This is a genomic window from Microbacterium galbum (assembly GCF_032464915.1).
GTDB lineage: Bacteria > Actinomycetota > Actinomycetes > Actinomycetales > Microbacteriaceae > Microbacterium > Microbacterium galbum.
In genome coordinates, this window is the sequence record NZ_JAWDIS010000001.1 from 128,781 (window position 1) to 146,195 (window position 17,415).

General features: G+C 71.6%; 11 protein-coding genes. 8 read left to right on the plus strand and 3 right to left on the minus strand.

Annotated elements, in window-relative coordinates; translation table 11 throughout:
* Window positions 1-77: 77 nt before the first annotated feature.
* Window positions 78-1,808, minus strand: a complete 1,731-nt coding sequence (locus tag RWH45_RS00670; RefSeq protein WP_315993013.1) for a cellulase family glycosylhydrolase — start codon at window positions 1,806-1,808, stop codon at window positions 78-80.
* A 168-nt stretch (window positions 1,809-1,976) separates the two neighbouring features.
* Between RWH45_RS00670 and RWH45_RS00675 the strand changes: the two genes are divergently transcribed.
* The 7 genes from RWH45_RS00675 to RWH45_RS00705 all read left to right on the plus strand — a co-directional run bounded on the left by RWH45_RS00675 (window position 1,977) and on the right by RWH45_RS00705 (window position 13,283).
* Window positions 1,977-2,447 (plus strand): Lrp/AsnC family transcriptional regulator, encoded by a 471-nt coding sequence (locus RWH45_RS00675; protein WP_076674833.1) that lies wholly within the window; start codon window positions 1,977-1,979, stop codon window positions 2,445-2,447.
* The gene (locus tag RWH45_RS00680; protein WP_315993014.1) at window positions 2,444-3,838 is read left to right on the plus strand and encodes an aspartate aminotransferase family protein; all 1,395 of its coding nucleotides are present in this window, start codon (window positions 2,444-2,446) and stop codon (window positions 3,836-3,838) included. Before RWH45_RS00675 ends, RWH45_RS00680 begins: the two co-directional genes overlap by 4 nt.
* A gap of 256 nt (window positions 3,839-4,094) precedes the next feature.
* Window positions 4,095-5,456, plus strand: a complete 1,362-nt coding sequence (locus RWH45_RS00685; RefSeq protein WP_315994571.1) for an APC family permease — start codon at window positions 4,095-4,097, stop codon at window positions 5,454-5,456.
* Between the two features lie 169 nt (window positions 5,457-5,625).
* A complete protein-coding gene (locus RWH45_RS00690) occupies window positions 5,626-7,641 on the plus strand; it encodes an ArnT family glycosyltransferase (RefSeq protein ID WP_315993015.1) in 2,016 nt (671 codons plus the stop codon).
* A gap of 74 nt (window positions 7,642-7,715) precedes the next feature.
* Window positions 7,716-9,197, plus strand: a complete 1,482-nt coding sequence (locus tag RWH45_RS00695) for a DUF3375 domain-containing protein (RefSeq protein WP_315993016.1) — start codon at window positions 7,716-7,718, stop codon at window positions 9,195-9,197.
* The gene (locus RWH45_RS00700) at window positions 9,190-9,942 is read left to right on the plus strand and encodes a DUF4194 domain-containing protein (protein ID WP_315993017.1); all 753 of its coding nucleotides are present in this window, start codon (window positions 9,190-9,192) and stop codon (window positions 9,940-9,942) included. The genes RWH45_RS00695 and RWH45_RS00700 overlap by 8 nt, the downstream gene beginning before the upstream one ends.
* Window positions 9,939-13,283, plus strand: a complete 3,345-nt coding sequence (locus RWH45_RS00705; RefSeq protein WP_315993018.1) for an ATP-binding protein — start codon at window positions 9,939-9,941, stop codon at window positions 13,281-13,283. Before RWH45_RS00700 ends, RWH45_RS00705 begins: the two co-directional genes overlap by 4 nt.
* A gap of 42 nt (window positions 13,284-13,325) precedes the next feature.
* Here RWH45_RS00705 and RWH45_RS00710 read toward each other — a convergent pair whose 3' ends face one another.
* Entirely contained in the window at window positions 13,326-14,105 is a 780-nt protein-coding gene (locus tag RWH45_RS00710) for a hypothetical protein (protein ID WP_315993019.1), read from the minus strand.
* A 260-nt stretch (window positions 14,106-14,365) separates the two neighbouring features.
* Between RWH45_RS00710 and RWH45_RS00715 the strand changes: the two genes are divergently transcribed.
* Window positions 14,366-16,141: a Na+/H+ antiporter gene (locus RWH45_RS00715; protein WP_315993020.1), complete on the plus strand. Its 1,776-nt coding sequence runs from the start codon at window positions 14,366-14,368 to the stop codon at window positions 16,139-16,141.
* A gap of 122 nt (window positions 16,142-16,263) precedes the next feature.
* On the opposite strand, the gene RWH45_RS00720 is transcribed toward RWH45_RS00715, so the two are convergent.
* Window positions 16,264-17,289, minus strand: coding sequence for a hypothetical protein (locus tag RWH45_RS00720; RefSeq protein ID WP_315993021.1), 1,026 nt, complete (start codon window positions 17,287-17,289; stop codon window positions 16,264-16,266).
* Window positions 17,290-17,415 lie beyond the last annotated feature (126 nt).

Genomic DNA, 17,415 nt, shown 5'->3' on the forward strand with positions numbered 1-17,415 from the left:
CACGGCGAGACCCACTGTCGCGGTCAGGGGTCGCGGTCGCACCGTGTGCGGGCGCTGCGCCCGCCGATCGGCGGAGCTCAGGATGCCGAGACGCGCAGCGTCGGCGCGGTCGGCGCCGTGGTCGCGGCGGCCTGGAACCCCACCCGCACGCTCTGGCCGGGCGCGAGGGCGGCCGCCCAGTCGCTCCCGGTGCACGTCACGGTGATGCCGGCGACGCTGCACGACATGCCCCAGGCACTGGTCACCGCCGACGTTCCCGGCGCCTCGAACGACACCGACCAGCTCTTCACGGCCGCCCCGGCGGTGAGGGACAGCTCGGCGACGTACCCCTCCCCCCAGGCGCTCTGCGGCACCCACGTCGCGGAGAGGCTCGTCGCCGAGGGCTTCGGCGAGGTCGAGGGCGAGGGCTTCGGCGACGTCGACGTGGTCGGCTTGGGCGACGTGGACGGGCTCGAGCTCGGCTTCGGCGAGGTGGTGGGCTTCGGCGAGGTGGTGGGCTTCGGCGACGTCGACGGCTTGGGCGACGTGGACGGGCTCGAGCTCGGCTTCGGGGAGGCCGACGCGGTCGGCTTCGGGGATGCCGAGGCGCTCGGCCTCGGGGAGGTCGTGGGGCTCGACGTCGGCTTCGGAGTGGGCACCGTCACGGGGGTGAGGATCGGTCGCAGCGCGGCGAGCTTCGCCTTCTGATGGGTGCGCCAGTCGTCGGCGACCAGGCCGCCGGTGTCGCCGCTGTTCGGATTGAACGACCAGTACGCGTAGCTGATCTTCGTCTTGGCGAGATAGGCGACGAGCGTGCTCATCCACTTCTTGTCGCTGTCGGTCTCGAGCTTCGTCCCGAATTCGCCCAGCAGCACGGGCGCGATGCCCTTGCGCACGAGGTAGCCCCAGTTGGCATCCCAGACCGCTTCGAGGTTGGCGGGGTAGCCCGGCGCCGTGAACCAGGACTGCTGGTGCACCGTGGCCGGGTAGTCGTGCGGGGAGTACACGACGCGGTTCTTCACCGACAGGGTCACCGGAGCCGCGCCGACGTCGCGTAGGCCGCCTCCCCACCACGTGCTCGAGCCGTCGTTCTGGCGCTCGACGCCCTCGACGACGATCAGCAGCTTCGGGTTGACCGACAGCACGGCGTTTCCGGCGCGCGTGGCTGCCGCGCGCCAGTCGCGGGCCGGATCGCCGCAGTTCCAGCAGGCCGGGCCGTGCGGTTCGTTGTGCAGATCGACACCGATCACGGCGGGCTCGTTCTTGTACCGCTGCGCGAGCATCTTCCAGTCGTCGATCCACCGCTTCTCGCTGTAGGCGCCGGTGTACCAGAGCTCGCTCTGCGCCGCGGAGTCGGGGCGATGACGGTCGAGGATGACCGACAGGCCATAGGCCTTCGCTCGGGCGATCACGGTGTCCATCAGCTTCAGGGGGCTGAGGGCGACGAGGTCGGCATTGACGGAGGCGTTGATCGAGTTCGACGACGAGGCGGCGAGGCACTCGTTCGAGAAGGGCAGGCGGATGGTGTTGAAGCCCATGCCCGCGATCGCCCGCAGACCCTCGTCGAGCGAGAGGGACCACAGGCCGTGCGGTGCGCAGTTGGAGGTCTCCATGCCGAACCAGGCGACGGCCTTGATCGTGTACGGCGTGCCGGCGGAGGTGACGATGCTCGCCCCGCGGGTCGAGAGCCAGCCGGGAAGAGTCGACGCTGCGGTCGCGCTCGGTGCGGCGACAGCACCGGTCACGGCGAGCGCGGCGACGGCGACCGCGGCCGCCGCGCGAAGGACGGTGCGGCGCGCAGACGACCACCGTTCGAGCCACCCCGACATCCGCACCTCCGCGGTCATCGTAGCGGCGCCGCGGACCATCGCGCGGACGCGCGGCGCACCGTCGGGGCCGCGGCATTGCGGCAACGACGGTTTCCGCGGTGTTACGCCTCCGTAAATGTCGAGATCATCATTGATTCAGCCAATGTTGCGCTGATACCGTCGCCCATCATGAGTCCCACGGCCGAACGCAGTCCCGCCCTCGATCGCGTCTCCAAGGCAATCGTCGAACAGCTGCAGGAAGACGGCCGCCGCTCCTACGCCGAGATCGGCAAAGCCGTCGGTCTCAGTGAGACCGCGACGCGCCAGCGGGTGCAGAAGCTGCAGGATGCCGGCATCCTGCAGATCGTCGCGGTCACCGACCCTCTGCAGCTGGGCTTCGCCCGGCAGGCGATGATCGGGGTTCGCGTATCGGGCGACACCCGCGTCGTCGCCGCGCAGATGACCGAACTGCCGGGCGTGATCTACGTGGTCTCGACGGCGGGCTCGTTCGACCTGCTCGTGGAGGTCGTCTGCGAGAGCGACGACGACCTCATCGATCTGCTCAACGATCGCATCCGGTCTCTCCCCGACGTCGTCTCGACCGAGACGTTCGTCTATCTCAAGCTCCACCGTCAGCTCTACAACTGGGGAACGCGATGACCCTCATCGAAACCGATCAGCACGCCGACCTGCAGGCGAAGGCCCGCGACCACCTCTGGATGCACTTCTCCCGTCAATCGACCATGACGGAGGGCCCGGGCGTGCCGATCATCGCCAAGGGCGAGGGTCACCACATCTTCGACGCCGCCGGGAAGCGCTACATCGACGGCCTCGCCGGTCTGTTCGTGGTCAACGCCGGCCACGGACGCCGCCGCATCGCCCAGGCCGCCGCGAAGCAGGCCGAGGAGCTCGCATTCTTCCCCCTCTGGTCGTACGCGCACCCTGCGGCGATCGAGCTCGCCGAGCGCCTCGCCCACCTCGCCCCCGGAGACCTCAACCACGTCTTCTTCTCCACGGGCGGCGGTGAAGCGGTCGAGACGGCGTTCAAGCTCGCCAAGCAGTACTGGAAGACGCAAGGCAAGCCCACCAAGCACAAGGTCATCTCGCGCGCGATCGCCTATCACGGCACCACCCAGGGGGCCCTGGCCATCACGGGACTCCCCGTGATGAAGCACATGTTCGAGCCGGTCACCCCCGGCGGTTTCCGCGTGCCCAACACGAACTATTACCGGGCCGAGGAGTCCGGCTTCGGGGGCGGTACCCCCGAGGAGTTCGGGCTGTGGGCGGCCGACCGCATCGAGCAGATGATCCAGTTCGAGGGCCCCGAGACGGTCGCCGCGGTGTTCCTGGAGCCCGTGCAGAACGCGGGCGGGTGCTTCCCCGCCCCGGCCGGGTACTTCCAGCGCGTGCGGGAGATCTGCGACAAGTACGACGTGCTGCTCGTCTCGGACGAGGTCATCTGCGCCTTCGGTCGTCTGGGCCACTACTTCGGCGCCTCGGCGTACGACTACCAGCCCGACATGATCACCTTCGCCAAGGCCGTCACCAGCGGCTACTCGCCGCTGGGCGGCACGATCGTGAGCGACCGCGTGTACGAGCCGTTCGCGCACGGCGACGCGACGTTCCCGCACGGCTACACCTTCGGCGGCCACCCCGTCTCGGCCGCCGTCGCGCTGGAGAACCTCGACGTGTTCGAGGAGGAGGGGCTGCTCGAGAACGTCCGCACCCACTCCCCCGTCTTCCGCTCCACCCTCGAGCGCCTGCTCGACCTGCCCATCGTGGGAGACGTGCGCGGCGACGGCTACTTCTTCGGCATCGAACTCGTCAAGGACAAGGCGACCAAGGAGACCTTCGACGACGACGAATCGGAGCGACTGCTGCGCGGCTTCCTCTCGAAGGCGCTGTTCGACGCGGGCCTGTACTGCCGCGCCGACGACCGGGGCGACCCCGTCATCCAGCTCGCCCCGCCCCTGACCATCGGCCCGTCCGAGTTCACCGAGATCGAGCAGATCCTGCGCTCGACCCTCACCGAGGCGTGGTCGCGCCTCTGATCCCGCGGGATGCCGGCCCACACCCGCCGGCATCCCTCCCCCCCCATCGACGGTCGCACCTCGACCGCTCATCCGGCTCCACCCCTGCCGACACCCCCGCTCCCACCCCGAGCGGTGCTCCGACCGCTGTACCCCCGACATCAGCCCACGGACGCGACACCCGATCGCGCACCGCACCCCTCTAGGAGGAGCCACGAACGAGAACCTCGCCGCCGACGCGGCCACGTCACGCTCGGGAGCCAAACTCGCCCGCACCCTGGGTCTCTGGTCGATCGTCGGCCTGGGACTGGGGTACATGACCCCCACCGTCGTGTTCGACACCTTCGGTCTCGTCGCCGAGAAGACCAACAACGTCGTCCCCGCCGCCTACGCGGTCGCCCTCGTCGTCCTCGTCTTCACCGCCATCAGCTACGGCAAGATGGTGCGCGTCATCCCCAGTGCCGGCTCCGCCTACACCTACGCGCGGGAGTCCATCCATCCCGGCGTCGGCTTCGTCGTCGGCTGGACGGCGCTCATCGACTACATGCTGCTGCCGATGGTCAACGCCCTCATCCTGCGCAGTTACATGGAGGCCCTCTTCCCCGATGTGCCCGGCTGGATCTGGGTCGTCGTCTTCACCGCCGGTGTGACCGGGGTCATCTACCTCACGATGCGCGGCACCTCGAACGTCAACATGGTGCTGCTGGTGTTCTCGATCCTCGTGATGACGGTCTTCGTCGTCACGGTCGTCGTGCAGTTGGTGGGTGGTGCGGGAGCCGGCACCGCGGTGTCGCTCGCTCCCTTCGCCCACAGCGACGTGCAGTTCGGCGCCGTGCTGGCCGGGGCCACGGTCGTGTGCTTCTCGTTCATCGGGTTCGATGCGGTGTCGATGTACTCCGAGGAGGCCAAGACCCCCAAGATCATGCCGCGCGCGATCGTGCTGACGCTCATCGTCGGCGGTCTCATCTTCCTCATCGCCTCGTACGTCACGCAGCTGCGCTTCCCCGACGCCACGGCGTTCCCGCAGGAGGCGATCGAGGACAGCACGCTGCCCGAGATCGGCGTGCAGGTCGGCGGCCCCGTGCTGCAGGCCGTCCTCACCGCCGCGGGCTTCGCGGCGACCCTGGCGTCGTGGCTCGCATCCCACGCCTCGGTCTCGCGCATGCTGATGGTGATGGGCCGCAACAACGTGTTGCCGCGCCGCATCTTCGGTTTCATCAACCCCAAGACGCACACCCCGACGTTCTCGATCGTCATCGTGGGCCTCGTGAGCCTCTTCGCGATCTCGTTCACCCTCGAGCAGATCGCGGCGTACATCAACTACGGCGCCCTCGTCGCGTTCACCTTCGTCAACATCTCGGTGATCGCCTGGTTCGCGGTGCGCAAGGGGCTGCGCAAGACGCCCGGCGACATCGCGCGGTACATCGTCATGCCCGCGATCGGCATGCTGCTGACGGGCCTGCTGTGGGTCAACCTCGACATGCACGCCCTCGTCGGCGGCCTCATCTGGACCACCCTCGGCGTCGTGTACCTCGTGATCCTCACCCGCGGCTTCCGCCGGCCGATCGCCTCGTTCGACGAGAACCAGCCGGTCACCGGGGTCAACAAGGTGGCCCCGGGCCCGCGCTCGGAGATCTGACGCACCCCCGCACCGCGGCCGCGGCATCCCCCACCGGATGCCGCGGCCTCGCGTGCACGCCGCACCCGCCGTCCGCGGCTCGGGGCGGACCGGACCGCCCGGAGCGGTCACAGCCCGCTGATAGTCCGGACATACGCGGTGCCGTTGCGGCGGGAGCACTCTTCTCGTCGTGACCTCTCCCGTCGTCCTCGCGCGCTGGTGGCGCGAACCCTGGTGGGCGCGCATCTCGCTGGCGCTCATCGTCGCGGCATTCGTCGTCCTGACGTGCTGGAACCTCGCTCGCGGCGGCGACTTCTCGTTCTACGAGGCCTCGGCGCGGTCGATGGCGTCGTCGTGGCACGCGATGCTGTTCGGCGCATTCGACCCGGCGGCGACCGTGACCCTCGACAAGCTCAGCGGGTTCGCGGTGCCGCAGGCGCTCGGCATCCGGCTGTTCGGCATGTCGACCTCCGCGATCGCCCTGCCCCAGGTGATCGAGGGCGTGGTGACCATCGTCGCGTGCGCGGTGCTGGGGCTGCGATCCGGCGGGCGCGGGGTGGGCCTGGTCGCCGCCGCGGCCGCCGCGTCGACGCCCATCTTCGTCTCGATGTTCGCGCATCCGATGGAGGACGGGCTGTTGACGATGGCGCTGGCCGTCGCGGTGGTGTGGTGGCAGCGGGCCGTGATCACCTCCCGGTGGTGGCCGCTGCTGGTCTGCGCGGTGTTCATCGGCATCGGCTTCCAAGCCAAGATGATGTCGGCCTGGTTCGTGCTCCCGGCGCTCGTCGTCGCCACGGTCGTGGCCACGAGCGGTCGCCGCCGCGGCCTCGCACGGGCCGGCGTCGTGACGGGCGCCGCCGTCGCCGCCTCGGTGGCGTGGATCACCGCGATCGCCCTCGTCCCGACGGGTTCGCGCCCGTACATCGACGGCTCGACGGATGACGACGTCTTCGCCATGGTCTTCGGCTACAACGGTCTCGACCGCTTCGCCCCGGGCGCGGTGCCGGGCTCGGTCGGCTCCCCCGCGGCTTCGGGCGGGTGGGGGGCCACGCTCACCGCGCTCGTGCACGCCGTGACGGGGCACGGCGCCGCGGCCGGCGGCGGGGCGTCGTCGTCGCCGACGAAGCTGCTCGAGCTGCCGCTCGTCACGCAGATCGGGTGGCTCTATCCCGCGGCGATCGCCGGCATCGCCCTCGGACTGTGGCGCTGGTGGCCGCGTCGCGAGGAGGGGCGCGTCCGCGGGCGCCGAGCCGATGCCGCACGGCCCGGGGCCGAGGCGACGGCGATCGACGCGCGCGCCCGGTTCGCGCTGGTGGTTCTGGCGGCGGTCTGGCTCGTGACCGCGGCCGTCGTGCTGTCGCTGACGCGCGTCCCGCACACGGCCTATGTCGCCGCACTCGGCGTGCCGCTCGTGCTGCTGACGGCCGTCGCGTGGGGCGAGGGCGTGCAGCTGCTGCGCGAGAAGAGTCGGGGCCGACGCCTTGTGCTCCCGGGTATCGCGCTCGCGCAGGGGGCCTGGTGGGCGGTGCTCGTCACGCAGGCCCGGCTGCCCGGCATCCTTCTCCTCCCGGCGATGGTCGTCGGGGTCGCCGGTGTCGTCGTCGGGGTGGTCGCGGCTCTCTCGTCTGCACGAGGGCGTCGCGTGGCCCCCGCCGCCCTCGCTGCAGCCCTGCTGTGCGTGCCGATCGCGACGAGCCTGCAGGTGCTCGACGACGCGCGCGACGGCAGCGGCGGCGACGCGTACGTGGGCGTCACCGCCCAGAAGAGCGATCCGGACGAGACGTTCGCGGTGTCGAGCCCGGCGCCCTGGGGCGGAAGCGCGGGGCTCACCCCGGCGATGGCGCAGCTCGTCGACACGGCCCGCGCCCACGGCGGCGGGAGCAGCGGTCAGGCCCTGATGGTCACCGACTCGTGGGCGATCTCGGCGCAGATCATCGACGCCACCGGCGCCGACGTGCTCACCGACGGCGGCTACTCCGGCCACGTGCCGGTGTTCACGGTGCCCGCGCTCGAGCAGATGGTCCATTCCGGTCGGGCCCGCCTCCTGGCGGTGGCGAAGGGGGCGCCCGAGTCCGACCCCGTCCGCCACGTCGCGACGGAGCCCGGATGCCGGCAGGTGGGCGAGTGGTCCTTCTCGGCGGCGCACGAAGGCGGCGACGTGAACAAGGTGTCGGGCGTCACGCTGTACGACTGCGAAGGGGCGTGAGAGCGGGCCCAGTCCTATTCACCCACCCCGTCATCCGCGCGGGCGCGCGGGCCCGCGCCGGTAGACTTCAGCCAGTGACCCGCACCCGAGCCGAAGCCGCCTACCTGCGCTCGGCGACGGCGTTCAAGAACCCCACCCTCGACCTGCTGCACGGGCGTTTCGCGCCCTTCGTGGTGGCCGCCCTGTCGGTGGTGTTCACGCCCGATCGCCCCGCCGTCGCGGTCGCGGACGCCCACGTGGAGGTCGCGGAGGTCATCGAGGAGCTGCGCGCCGCCGGCATCGACACCGACGACGAGCGCCGCATCCCCGCGGGCTCCGCGCGTGAGATCTGCCGCGGCTGGGTGCGCGTGGGCTGGCTCGGCCTGCAGATCGAGGACGACGTCGAGGTCTACCGCCTCTCGGCGCACGCGGTCGGCGCCCTCGAGATCGCCGGTCGTGCCGGCGGCGGCCGCGCCCGGGTCTCGCGCTCGCGCGTGCGCACGCTGCTCGACGCCGTCGAACGTCTCGCCCGCGACGCGGAGAGCGACCCCGGCCGCCGCCGCGAGGCGCTGCTGGCCGAACGCGCCGCCCTGGATGCCGAGATCGCGGCGCTCGACGAGGGCGTCGTCGAGCCGCTCGACGATGACCACCTGCTCGAGGAGGCCGAGAACGTCATCCACCTCGCCCGCGAGCTGCCCGCGGACTTCTCACGCGTCACGGAGTCGATCACGGCGATGCAGCGCGACGTCGTGGCGGAGCTCCGCCGCGACGTGCGTCCGACGGGCGACGTGCTGCGGGAGTACCTCGAACGCGGGCGGCAGGTGATGCAGGCCACGCCGGAGGGCCGGGCGTTCCAGGGAGCACTGCGCCTCATCGGCGACCCCGAGCACATCGACGACCTCACCGAGCAGCTGCATGCGGTGCTCACCCAGCCGTTCTCGCGCCTCATGACCCCCGAGCAACGGGGCGAGCTCGACGCGATCGCCCGCCGCGTCGAGGCCGGCGTGCAAGAGGTGCTGACCGCCCAGCGGCGCGCGTCGCACGTGATCACCGCCCAGGTGCGCACCCATGACCCGATCCGCGACCGCCAGGTCGACGACCTCCTGCGCGGCGTCATGGCGGGGCTGCACCGCTGGAGTCAGACCCGCGCACCCGGCCGCGTCGAACCGGTGCGGACCCTCCCCCTCGCCGACATCGGCCACCTTCGCCGCTCGGTGAGCGACGTGCGGCCGCCCGGAGCGCCCGAGCCCCTGGCATCCGCATCCGAGACGGCCGACGTCGAGTTCGCCACGGTCGACACGCGTGCCTGGGGCGGACCGCACTACCCCGAGCTCGAGGCGTACGTCGCCGGCCTCGGCGGCGACTTCGATCTCGCCGCGGCCTTCGCGGGCGCCGACGCTGAGACACGGCGCCCCGTCGACCTGGTCGGCCTGCTCGAGATCGTGCACCGGGGCGGCCTCGTCGAGACCGACGAGGTCTCGATCGTGGAGGCCGTACGCCCCGACGGAACGACCCGGCGCTTCGCGTTCGGCGCGGTCCGCGCCCAGAGCCACACAGAAACGGATGCCGATGACTGACCTCGAGTCCTCCCGCGCCGACACCGGCACCGAGACGGACACCCCCGCGTTCATCGCGCCCGTGGCGATGGAGAACGACCCCGACGCGCTCTTCGCCGGCGATCGCGGCGTCCTCGACGCGGACGTGCGCCGCGTGCTCGTGCGGATCCTGCAGCGCCGGTTCCTGCTGGCGGAGTCCTCCCCGACGGAGTGGAAGCTGCTGCTCGCCCACCAGCAGACGATCGAGTCGCGGCTGAACGACCTGTTCGTGCGCCTCGTCGTCGACCACTCCCGCGGGGTGGCCTACAAGGAGCAGGTGCGCAGCGACGAGCTCGACGTGCCGATCCTGCTCAAGGACGAGGCCTACTCGCGCGCCGAGACACTCGTGCTCGTCTATCTGCGCACGGTGTTCCAGCGGGAGACCACCGCCGGCACCGGGTCCGCCCGTGTCGACGTCGAAGAGGTCGAGCAGACCGTGCTGACCTACTTCTCCGAGAGCGACGGCACGCGCGCGAGCCAGCAGCGCGCCGTGCGCACCGCGATCGCCCGCCTCGACCGCGAGGGCATCATCGAGGAGGAGTCCGAGGGCCGCTACCGCATCGGTCCCCTCATCGAGATCGTGCTGAGCGCCGAGACGCTGCGCGAGCTGCAGCGCTGGCTGGACGAGCAGACGACGGATGCCGCGACGCCGGCGGTGCGCAACGCCGAAGCCGACGCCGAGGCGGAGCTCGTGGCATCCGGAACGACCGAGGGAGAGCTCCCATGACCATGCTCGAGACCCTCTTCGGGCTCATCCCCGCCGCCTCCCGCGGGCAGCAGTGGGTGGCGGAAGACCTGCAGCTCATCAACTGGGGCGGCTACGACGGGACGCACCGCGTGCGTTTCGCGCCGACCGCGACGCTTCTGTGCGGCGGGTCCGGCTCGGGGAAGTCGACGCTCATGGACGCGTACGTCGCGTTGATGATGCCGCACACCACCCCCTTCAACGGCGCCTCGAACGGCGCGGTCGTGGGGCGCCCGCGCGGACAGGAGCAGCGCAACATCCTGTCGTACGGGCGCGGCAAGCTCGACGAGTCGCGCACCGACGAGGGCACGAAGGTGCGGGTGCTGCGCGGCGACGGCGTCGACACCTGGACGGCGATCGGCATGACCTGGGCCGACCACGACGGCGCCCGCTTCACCGCGGTGCGGGCCTGGTACATCCCCGGGACGGCCCGCACGCTCGACGACGCGGTCAAGGTGCGCGCGACCGTGCACGGCGCGTTCGACCTCCGAGACCTCGAGCGAGCGGCGCAGAGCCACCTCTCCGACGCGGCGGTCCGGGCCACGGGCCTCGACACCCTCGCCACCGACCGCGAATTCTCGGCCCGCCTTCACGCGGTGCTCGGCATCGGCGCGGCGGGGTCTGGGGCGAAGGCGATGAGCCTGCTCGCGCGCATCCAGGCCGGGCAGCAGATCACCACGGTCGACGATCTGTACAAGCGCATGGTGCTCGAGGAGCCCGAGACGCTCGCCGTCGCCGACGCCGTCGTGTCGCACTTCGACGGTCTCGAGGGCACGCGGACGCGCATGCTGGAGGCCCGCCAGCAGGTGCGGGCGTTGCAGCCCATCCGCGCGATGAAGACCCGCATCGACGAGGCCGCGGAACGACTGCGCCTCATCGACGCGCTCGGACGCTTCGGCGACCCCGAGTCGCGTGCCTCGCTCTGGCGCGCCCAGCGCCGCGTCGATCTCCTGGCGGCGGTCGAGACCGAGCTGCGCGAGCGCACCCACGCCACCGACGCCCTCGTCCGCGAGCGACAGGCTCTGGCGGATGCCGCCGAAGCCGAGCGCGAGGGACTGGGCGACGTGCTGCGTGCGGCCGGAGGCGACCAGCTCGACGCCGCCCAGCGCGAATTGCGCGCGCTCGAGCGGCGGCTCGCCGGGATGCAGCGCGACCGCGAGAGGTTCGACGCCGCCCTGTCTGTTCTGCACACGGAAGCGACCTCGGAGAAGCAGTTCGGCGCGCTGCTCGCCGAAGCCCGCGCCACCCTCGGCGATACTCTCGGCAAGAGCGCCGTGCGCGACGCGTTCGTCGCCGCGAGCAGCCGGCACACCTACCTGCGCCAGCAGCTCTCCGCCCTCGAGGCCGAGCATCGCCGCACGCAGACGCGCGACGACAACATCCCCCCGCGCCTGCACGAGGCGCGCGAGGCGCTGGCCGAGGCCGCCGGTCTCACCGCCGCCGACCTGCCCTTCGTCGCCGAGCTCGTCGACGTCCGCACCGAGTTCGAGCCGTGGCGCGGGGCGTTCACCCTCGCCCTCGGGGGCTTCGCGACGACCCTCCTCGTGGATGCCGCGCACCTGGCATCCTTCCGTGCCGCCATCGACGGTGTGCGCCTGTCGGAGCGGCTGCGGTTCGAGGGCGTGTCGACCGACCTGCCCGAGCGCACCGGGCTCGACCCCGCGACCCTGCCCGGACGCCTCGAGTACCGCCGCTCCCCCTTCACCGGCTGGCTGCAGGACCGCCTCGAGCAGCAGTTCGCGTTCGTCTGCGTGGATGCCGCCGCCGACCTGGCGCAGCACCGCCTGGCGCTCACGATCTCGGGGCAGACGAGTCAGGGCTCCCGCGGTGCGCACGGTGGATCGGTCCGCCAGAGCGTCCTGGGCTTCTCGTCCCGCGTGCGTCTGACCGAGCTCGGCGAGCAGATCGTCACGGTGCGTCGCGACCTCGCCACCGCGAAGTCGGCGGTCGACGAGGCCGCTGCGGCCCTCGACGCGTTCGACGAGCGGCGCAGCGCCCTCGAGAAGATCGCCGATCTGTCGTGGGACCAGGTCGACACGGCATCCGTCGAGCACGACCTCGAGCGCTGGAACGAGACGATCGTCGAGGTGACCGCGGGCAACCCGCGCATCGCCGAGCTGCAGGAGCAGATCTCCGGCACGCGCGCCCGCGCGGCGCGGCTGCGCGAGGAGATCGGGGCCGCCAAGACCGAGCAGCAGGCGCTCGCCGCACGCTGGGCCGAGGTCACCGACGAGGTGGATGCCGCGAACGAGCGCCTGGAGCGGGCGGAAGACGCCGCGATGACGCTGACGGTCGACGAAGCCGCGTACCTGGACGGGCTGTTCGTCGCGCCCTCCGACGACGCCTCCCCCTCGCAGCTGCTCTCCCGCTTCGACGCCGCCCTCGAGTCCGCCTCGAAGCGTCTGCTCGAGGAGCAGCGCGCCGCCCAGGAGACCTGGAGCGATCAGCGCGAGAGCCTGCGCCGCACCCTCACCGCCTTCACCGACCGGTGGCCGAGCCCGAACCTGCTGGCCGACCCCGACGAGTCGCTCGGCGACTTCGAGCGCATCCTCGCCGACCTCGAGGCGAGCGGCCTGCACGAACTCGAGGCGGAGTGGCGCGACTCGCTGCTGCAGCTGTCGGGCAACGACCTCACGAACCTCGACTCGGCGCTCACGCGGGCCCTGCGCGAGATCCGCGAGCGCATCGCGCCGATCAACGACGTCATGCAGGATCTGCCGTTCTACGACGACGACCACCGCCTGCAGATCGTGCCGCGCGAAAACCAGTCCGAGGTGCGGCGCCGTTTCCGTCGCGAGTTGCGCGACGTGCGGGCGGCGATCGACGCGGCATCCACCGACGACGAGCGCGAGGCCGTGTACGGCCGCATGGCGCGGCTGATCGGCCGGATCCGCCCCACCGCACCCGACTTCGCCGACCTCGTCGACGTGCGCAACCACGTGCGCGTGAGCGCCGAGCGTTTCCGCGCCGACACCGGCGAGCACGTCGCCCTCTACGACCACATCGGCGAGAAGTCCGGCGGCGAGTCGCAGGAGCTCATCGCGTTCATCGTCGGCGCGGCCCTGCGCTACCAGCTCGGGGATGCCGGATCGGAGCGTCCGCGGTACGCCCCGGTGTTCCTCGACGAGGCCCTCATCAAGGCCGACGCACACTTCACCAAGCGCGCGATCGGGGCGTGGCGCGGTCTCGGTTTCCAGCTCGTCATCGGCGCTCCGAACGACAAGTACAGCGCGATCGAGCCGCACGTCGACGTCGAGTACGACATCCTCAAGGACACCCGGGGGCGGTCGTGGGCGAAGGCGAAGGTGGGCGTCGCCGGCTGACGCGAGCGGCGGCGCCTCGGCTCTCGCGGGCGCAGCGCGCGCTCATCCCTCACGGGCGCGGAGCGCGTCGTCGACGCCGCGGAGGACGGCGGGTCCGGGGCCGTTCAGCTCCGCTCGCGCCGAAGGGACATCGCGGAAGTACCGCACCACCGTGGCGACCTGGTTCGGGTCCGAACCCAGCGCCAGCATGGGCGCTTCGATGCCGGGTCCCCCTGCGTCGGCGACGAGCCGGAGCTTCGCGACCGGTCCCGTGCCCACATCCACCTCGGCGAGCTCGTCCCAGGTCCAGTCGATGCGGCCGCGACCACGAATACCTGTGAGCCCCTCCACCGTCACGTGGAGGCCGGCCGCCTCGCGCAGCCGCACGGTGTTCACGACGATGATGCCGAGGCCGAGCAGTCCGAGCGCAGAGGGCGCGCGCGTGAGCAGGAACGACGGCATCGTCGCCAAGTCCGCCACATCGACAACGATCTGCGCGACCGCGGGGAGCAGCAGAAGGCTCCCGAGCACGAACGGCATCGCCGTCGCGGCCGGGGCAGGGCGGAACCAGATGCCGGATGCCGACTCGTCGATGCGCACCACCCTCTCCCGCATCGTGCGGAGGAGCAGGTTCAGGCAGCCCGCGACGCCGAGGAGGGTGACGGTCGACGCACCCGTCACGAGGCGCAGCCCGGGTCGGCCGTCGGCGACCGCCATGACACCGGGCAGCACGGCGAAGAGCACGACGACGACGACGAGCCACGCGGGGCGTCGGCCGTTCGGGAAGACGGGCACACGCGCCTCCGCGGACGCCAGTCGAGGCGAGGTCGTGACGACACCCATCACCACGCTCCCCCGTCTCGTCGGCGCAATCGCGCCATCGGCCGATCGCCCCGTTCCTCCGCCAGAGTATCGAAGACGAGAACAGCTGCCCCTTCGATGCTCCTCCGCACCCTCCACGGCATGCTCATCCGGGACCGGTCGCTGAACGCGGTCACGCCGTCGTCGAGAGCGAGCCGCCCCGACCGGCGCGAACACCCCCTCGGGAATGTCCGGGCCCTTCTCTACGCTGAGTCCTGAGGGCATGGCGAAAGGCGGCACGGATGCAGGGACTCGAGATCACGGTTCTGCTGGGCCTCGCGATGCTCGTGGGCACGGTGCTGGCGCCGCGACTGCGCGTCGCGACGCCCCTCGTCCTCCTCGTCATCGGCCTCGCCCTGGGATTCATCCCCGAGCTCCGTCAGATCGAGCTCCCGCCCGAGACCGTGCTGCTGCTGTTCCTGCCGATCATGCTCTTCCGTGAGGCGTGGACCACGTCCCTCCGCTCGGTGCGCCGGTCTCTGCGCTACATCATCCCGATGAGCACGCTCCTCGTCGTGGCATCCGCGTTCGCCGTCGCCGGGGTCGCGACGCTGCTGGGCGTGCCGTGGGAGGCCGCCCTGGTGCTGGGCGCGGCGGTGGCACCGCCCGACGCCACGGCGGTCGCCGCGCTCGGGCGCCTGCTGCCCGCCAAGACCTTCATGAAGCTCAAGGCGGAGAGCCTGACGAACGACGGCACCGCCCTGGTCCTCTACGCGATCGCCGTCGCCCTGCTGCTGGGCGACCAGATCACGCCGCTGCAGATCACCGGCATGGTGCTGCTGTCGTACCTGGGTGGAGCGGCCGCGGGGATCGCGGTGGCCGCTGCGGCGTTCTTCGCCCTGCGACGGATGCAGTCGACCCTGACGATCAACCTCACCATGGTGCTGGTCCCGTTCGTCTCCTTCCTGATCGCCGAGCTCATCGACGCCTCGGGGGTGCTGGCGGTCGTCTTCGCGGGCCTCATCATGGCCTGGGTGTCGCCGCGGATCACCACCGCGATGTCGCGGAGGGCGGCGGATGCCACGTGGCCCTTCGGCGTCTACCTCCTCAACGGCGCGCTCTTCGTGCTCATCGGCCTCGAGGTGCAACTCGTGCTGCACGAGATCTCGGGGTCGGAGATCGGCATCCTGCTGATCGTGACGGTCGCCGCCTGGATCGCCCTGTTCGTGGTGCGCTATCTGTTCCAGTGGATGTTCTCGCCCTTCTCGCGACCCGCCGCGGGATCGTCGCGGTCGCTCCGGCACCGGTCGCGGGTCGTGAGCACCGTGGCGGGGTTCCGCGGAGCCGTGTCACTGGCCATCGCCCTGTCGGTTCCCGTCACCACGGCCGCGGGCGACGCGGTCGCGGGACGCGACGCGATCGTCTTCGTGACGGCGGGCGTCATCGTGCTCACCCTTCTCGTGCAGGGACCGCTTCTTCCCGCGGTCATCAAATGGGCGAAGCTGCCGAACGACGATGCGGCGATCGAGGAGTACGAGCTCGCCGAACGCGCCATCTCGGGAGCCGCCCTCGCCGCCCTCGACGACCTCGCGGTCGAACACGGCATCAGCGATCGGGTGCGCGACCGCGCGCGGCGTGAAGGCTACGAGCGTCTCGAGCTCGCGAACGCGCGGGCCGTCGCCCGGCAGCGCGCCATCGAGGAGCGCGACCTCGCCGAACTCGACGCCTCTCTCGACGACGACGCCTCGGCGACCGGACCCGTCCCCCCGGACGGTCACGAAACCGACCGGCGCGGCGACGATCGCCGGGTCGACGACGGGGACGCGGCGGGCACGGCCTTCACCGGGCCCCTCCGGATGATCGCCGTCAGCGAAGACATCGACGTCACGCAGCGCTCCCCGCTGCTGCGTCACAAGGAGGCGCAGAGGCTGCGGCTCGCGGTCCTCGACCGCAAACGCGAAGTGCTGCTCCGGCTGCGCCGCGAGGGCACGATCGACGACCTCGTCGCACGCAAGATCCTCGCCGGCCTCGACCTCGAAGAGATCCGCACCCGCGGTCTCGAGAAGGCGGGCGAGTAGCCGCGCCGAGGGGAAGCGGCCCTTCGGTGAACGGGCGGCAGCGCTCGTCAGCGCCCCCGCAGACGAGGGCGTGAGGGCATCGGTCTCCGGTCGCGCCTGACCGGTGTTCCGCTCCGTGGGGATCAGCGGCGAGGGACCCCGCCCGAGCGGAGCGCCGCGGACGCCGCCTGATCGCGCGCGAGCACATCGTCGCCGCCGCGACCGCGCGTTTCGCGCGCCGACAGCCCCGCGTCGGTCAGCCGCCGGCGCAGGCCCGACGGCAGCTCGGGCAGCGTCGCCGCCATCCCCGCGGGCCGATGGGAGAGACCGAACAGCAGCACGAGCCCGGGGCCGTCCACCGGCCGTAGCTCGACGCGGGTCGGCGCCTCGCTCGCCGCCCAACGGAGCGACCGGAGCTCGGCGAGACCGCGGTCGACGATCGGTGCGCCCTCCGGCATCCGTTCCACCACCATCCGATCGGCGCTCACCCGCACGCGCGCGTCGACGGTGCGGGAACGTGCGATCAGCAGCAGGCCGCCGTAGACGGGCAGGCCGACGAGCCAGCCCAGGACGATGACGATGAGCAGCGGGCTCATGCGCATCGCGACATCGGAGAACCCGACCACGAAAGCGATCAGGGCGCCCCCGCCGCCCCCGATCAGGATGCCGAGCACGAGCCGATACGTCGACAGCCGCAGCGGCACGACCGGCAGGCGCAGCTCCCACACGTCTCCGCTCCGCTCCCACTCGGGAGTCACCAGCCGTGCCGCGCGCCGAGCGGAGTCCGCGCGGACGAGACCGGACACCCGCCCGATCAGGGTCAGCCAGACCCATCCCGCGGCCGGGACGGCCGCGTAGGACGCCGCCGTGACGATCGCCGCATCGACCGGAGCCGGCGCCGCGTGCTGCGTCAGCGCGTACAGAGCCACTCCGGCGGCCGCCGCGAGGCCGATGTGCAGCGAGAACGAGAGGGCGAGCGAGCGCAGGGTCATCAGCGCGCGGACGACCGCGTGCGCGACGAGCCAGCCCGCGGCGAGACAGAGGAGGAACCCTCCGAAGTCGAACGCCGTGCCCAGCAGGGGCACGGCCGCGAGACCGCACACCACCGCCCAGACCAGCGGATGCCCGAGCGCACCACGAACCTCGATGAGGCGTCGCCCTCCGCTCATGCGATCCCCCGCTCGTCCACGCCGACCCACCCCGCCGGTGTCACGATCCTACGAGGACCCGTGCGCCGACCCCGGCGGACCCGTCGGAGAGCGATGAGCCGCCCCGCCGCGCGCCCCGACGACATC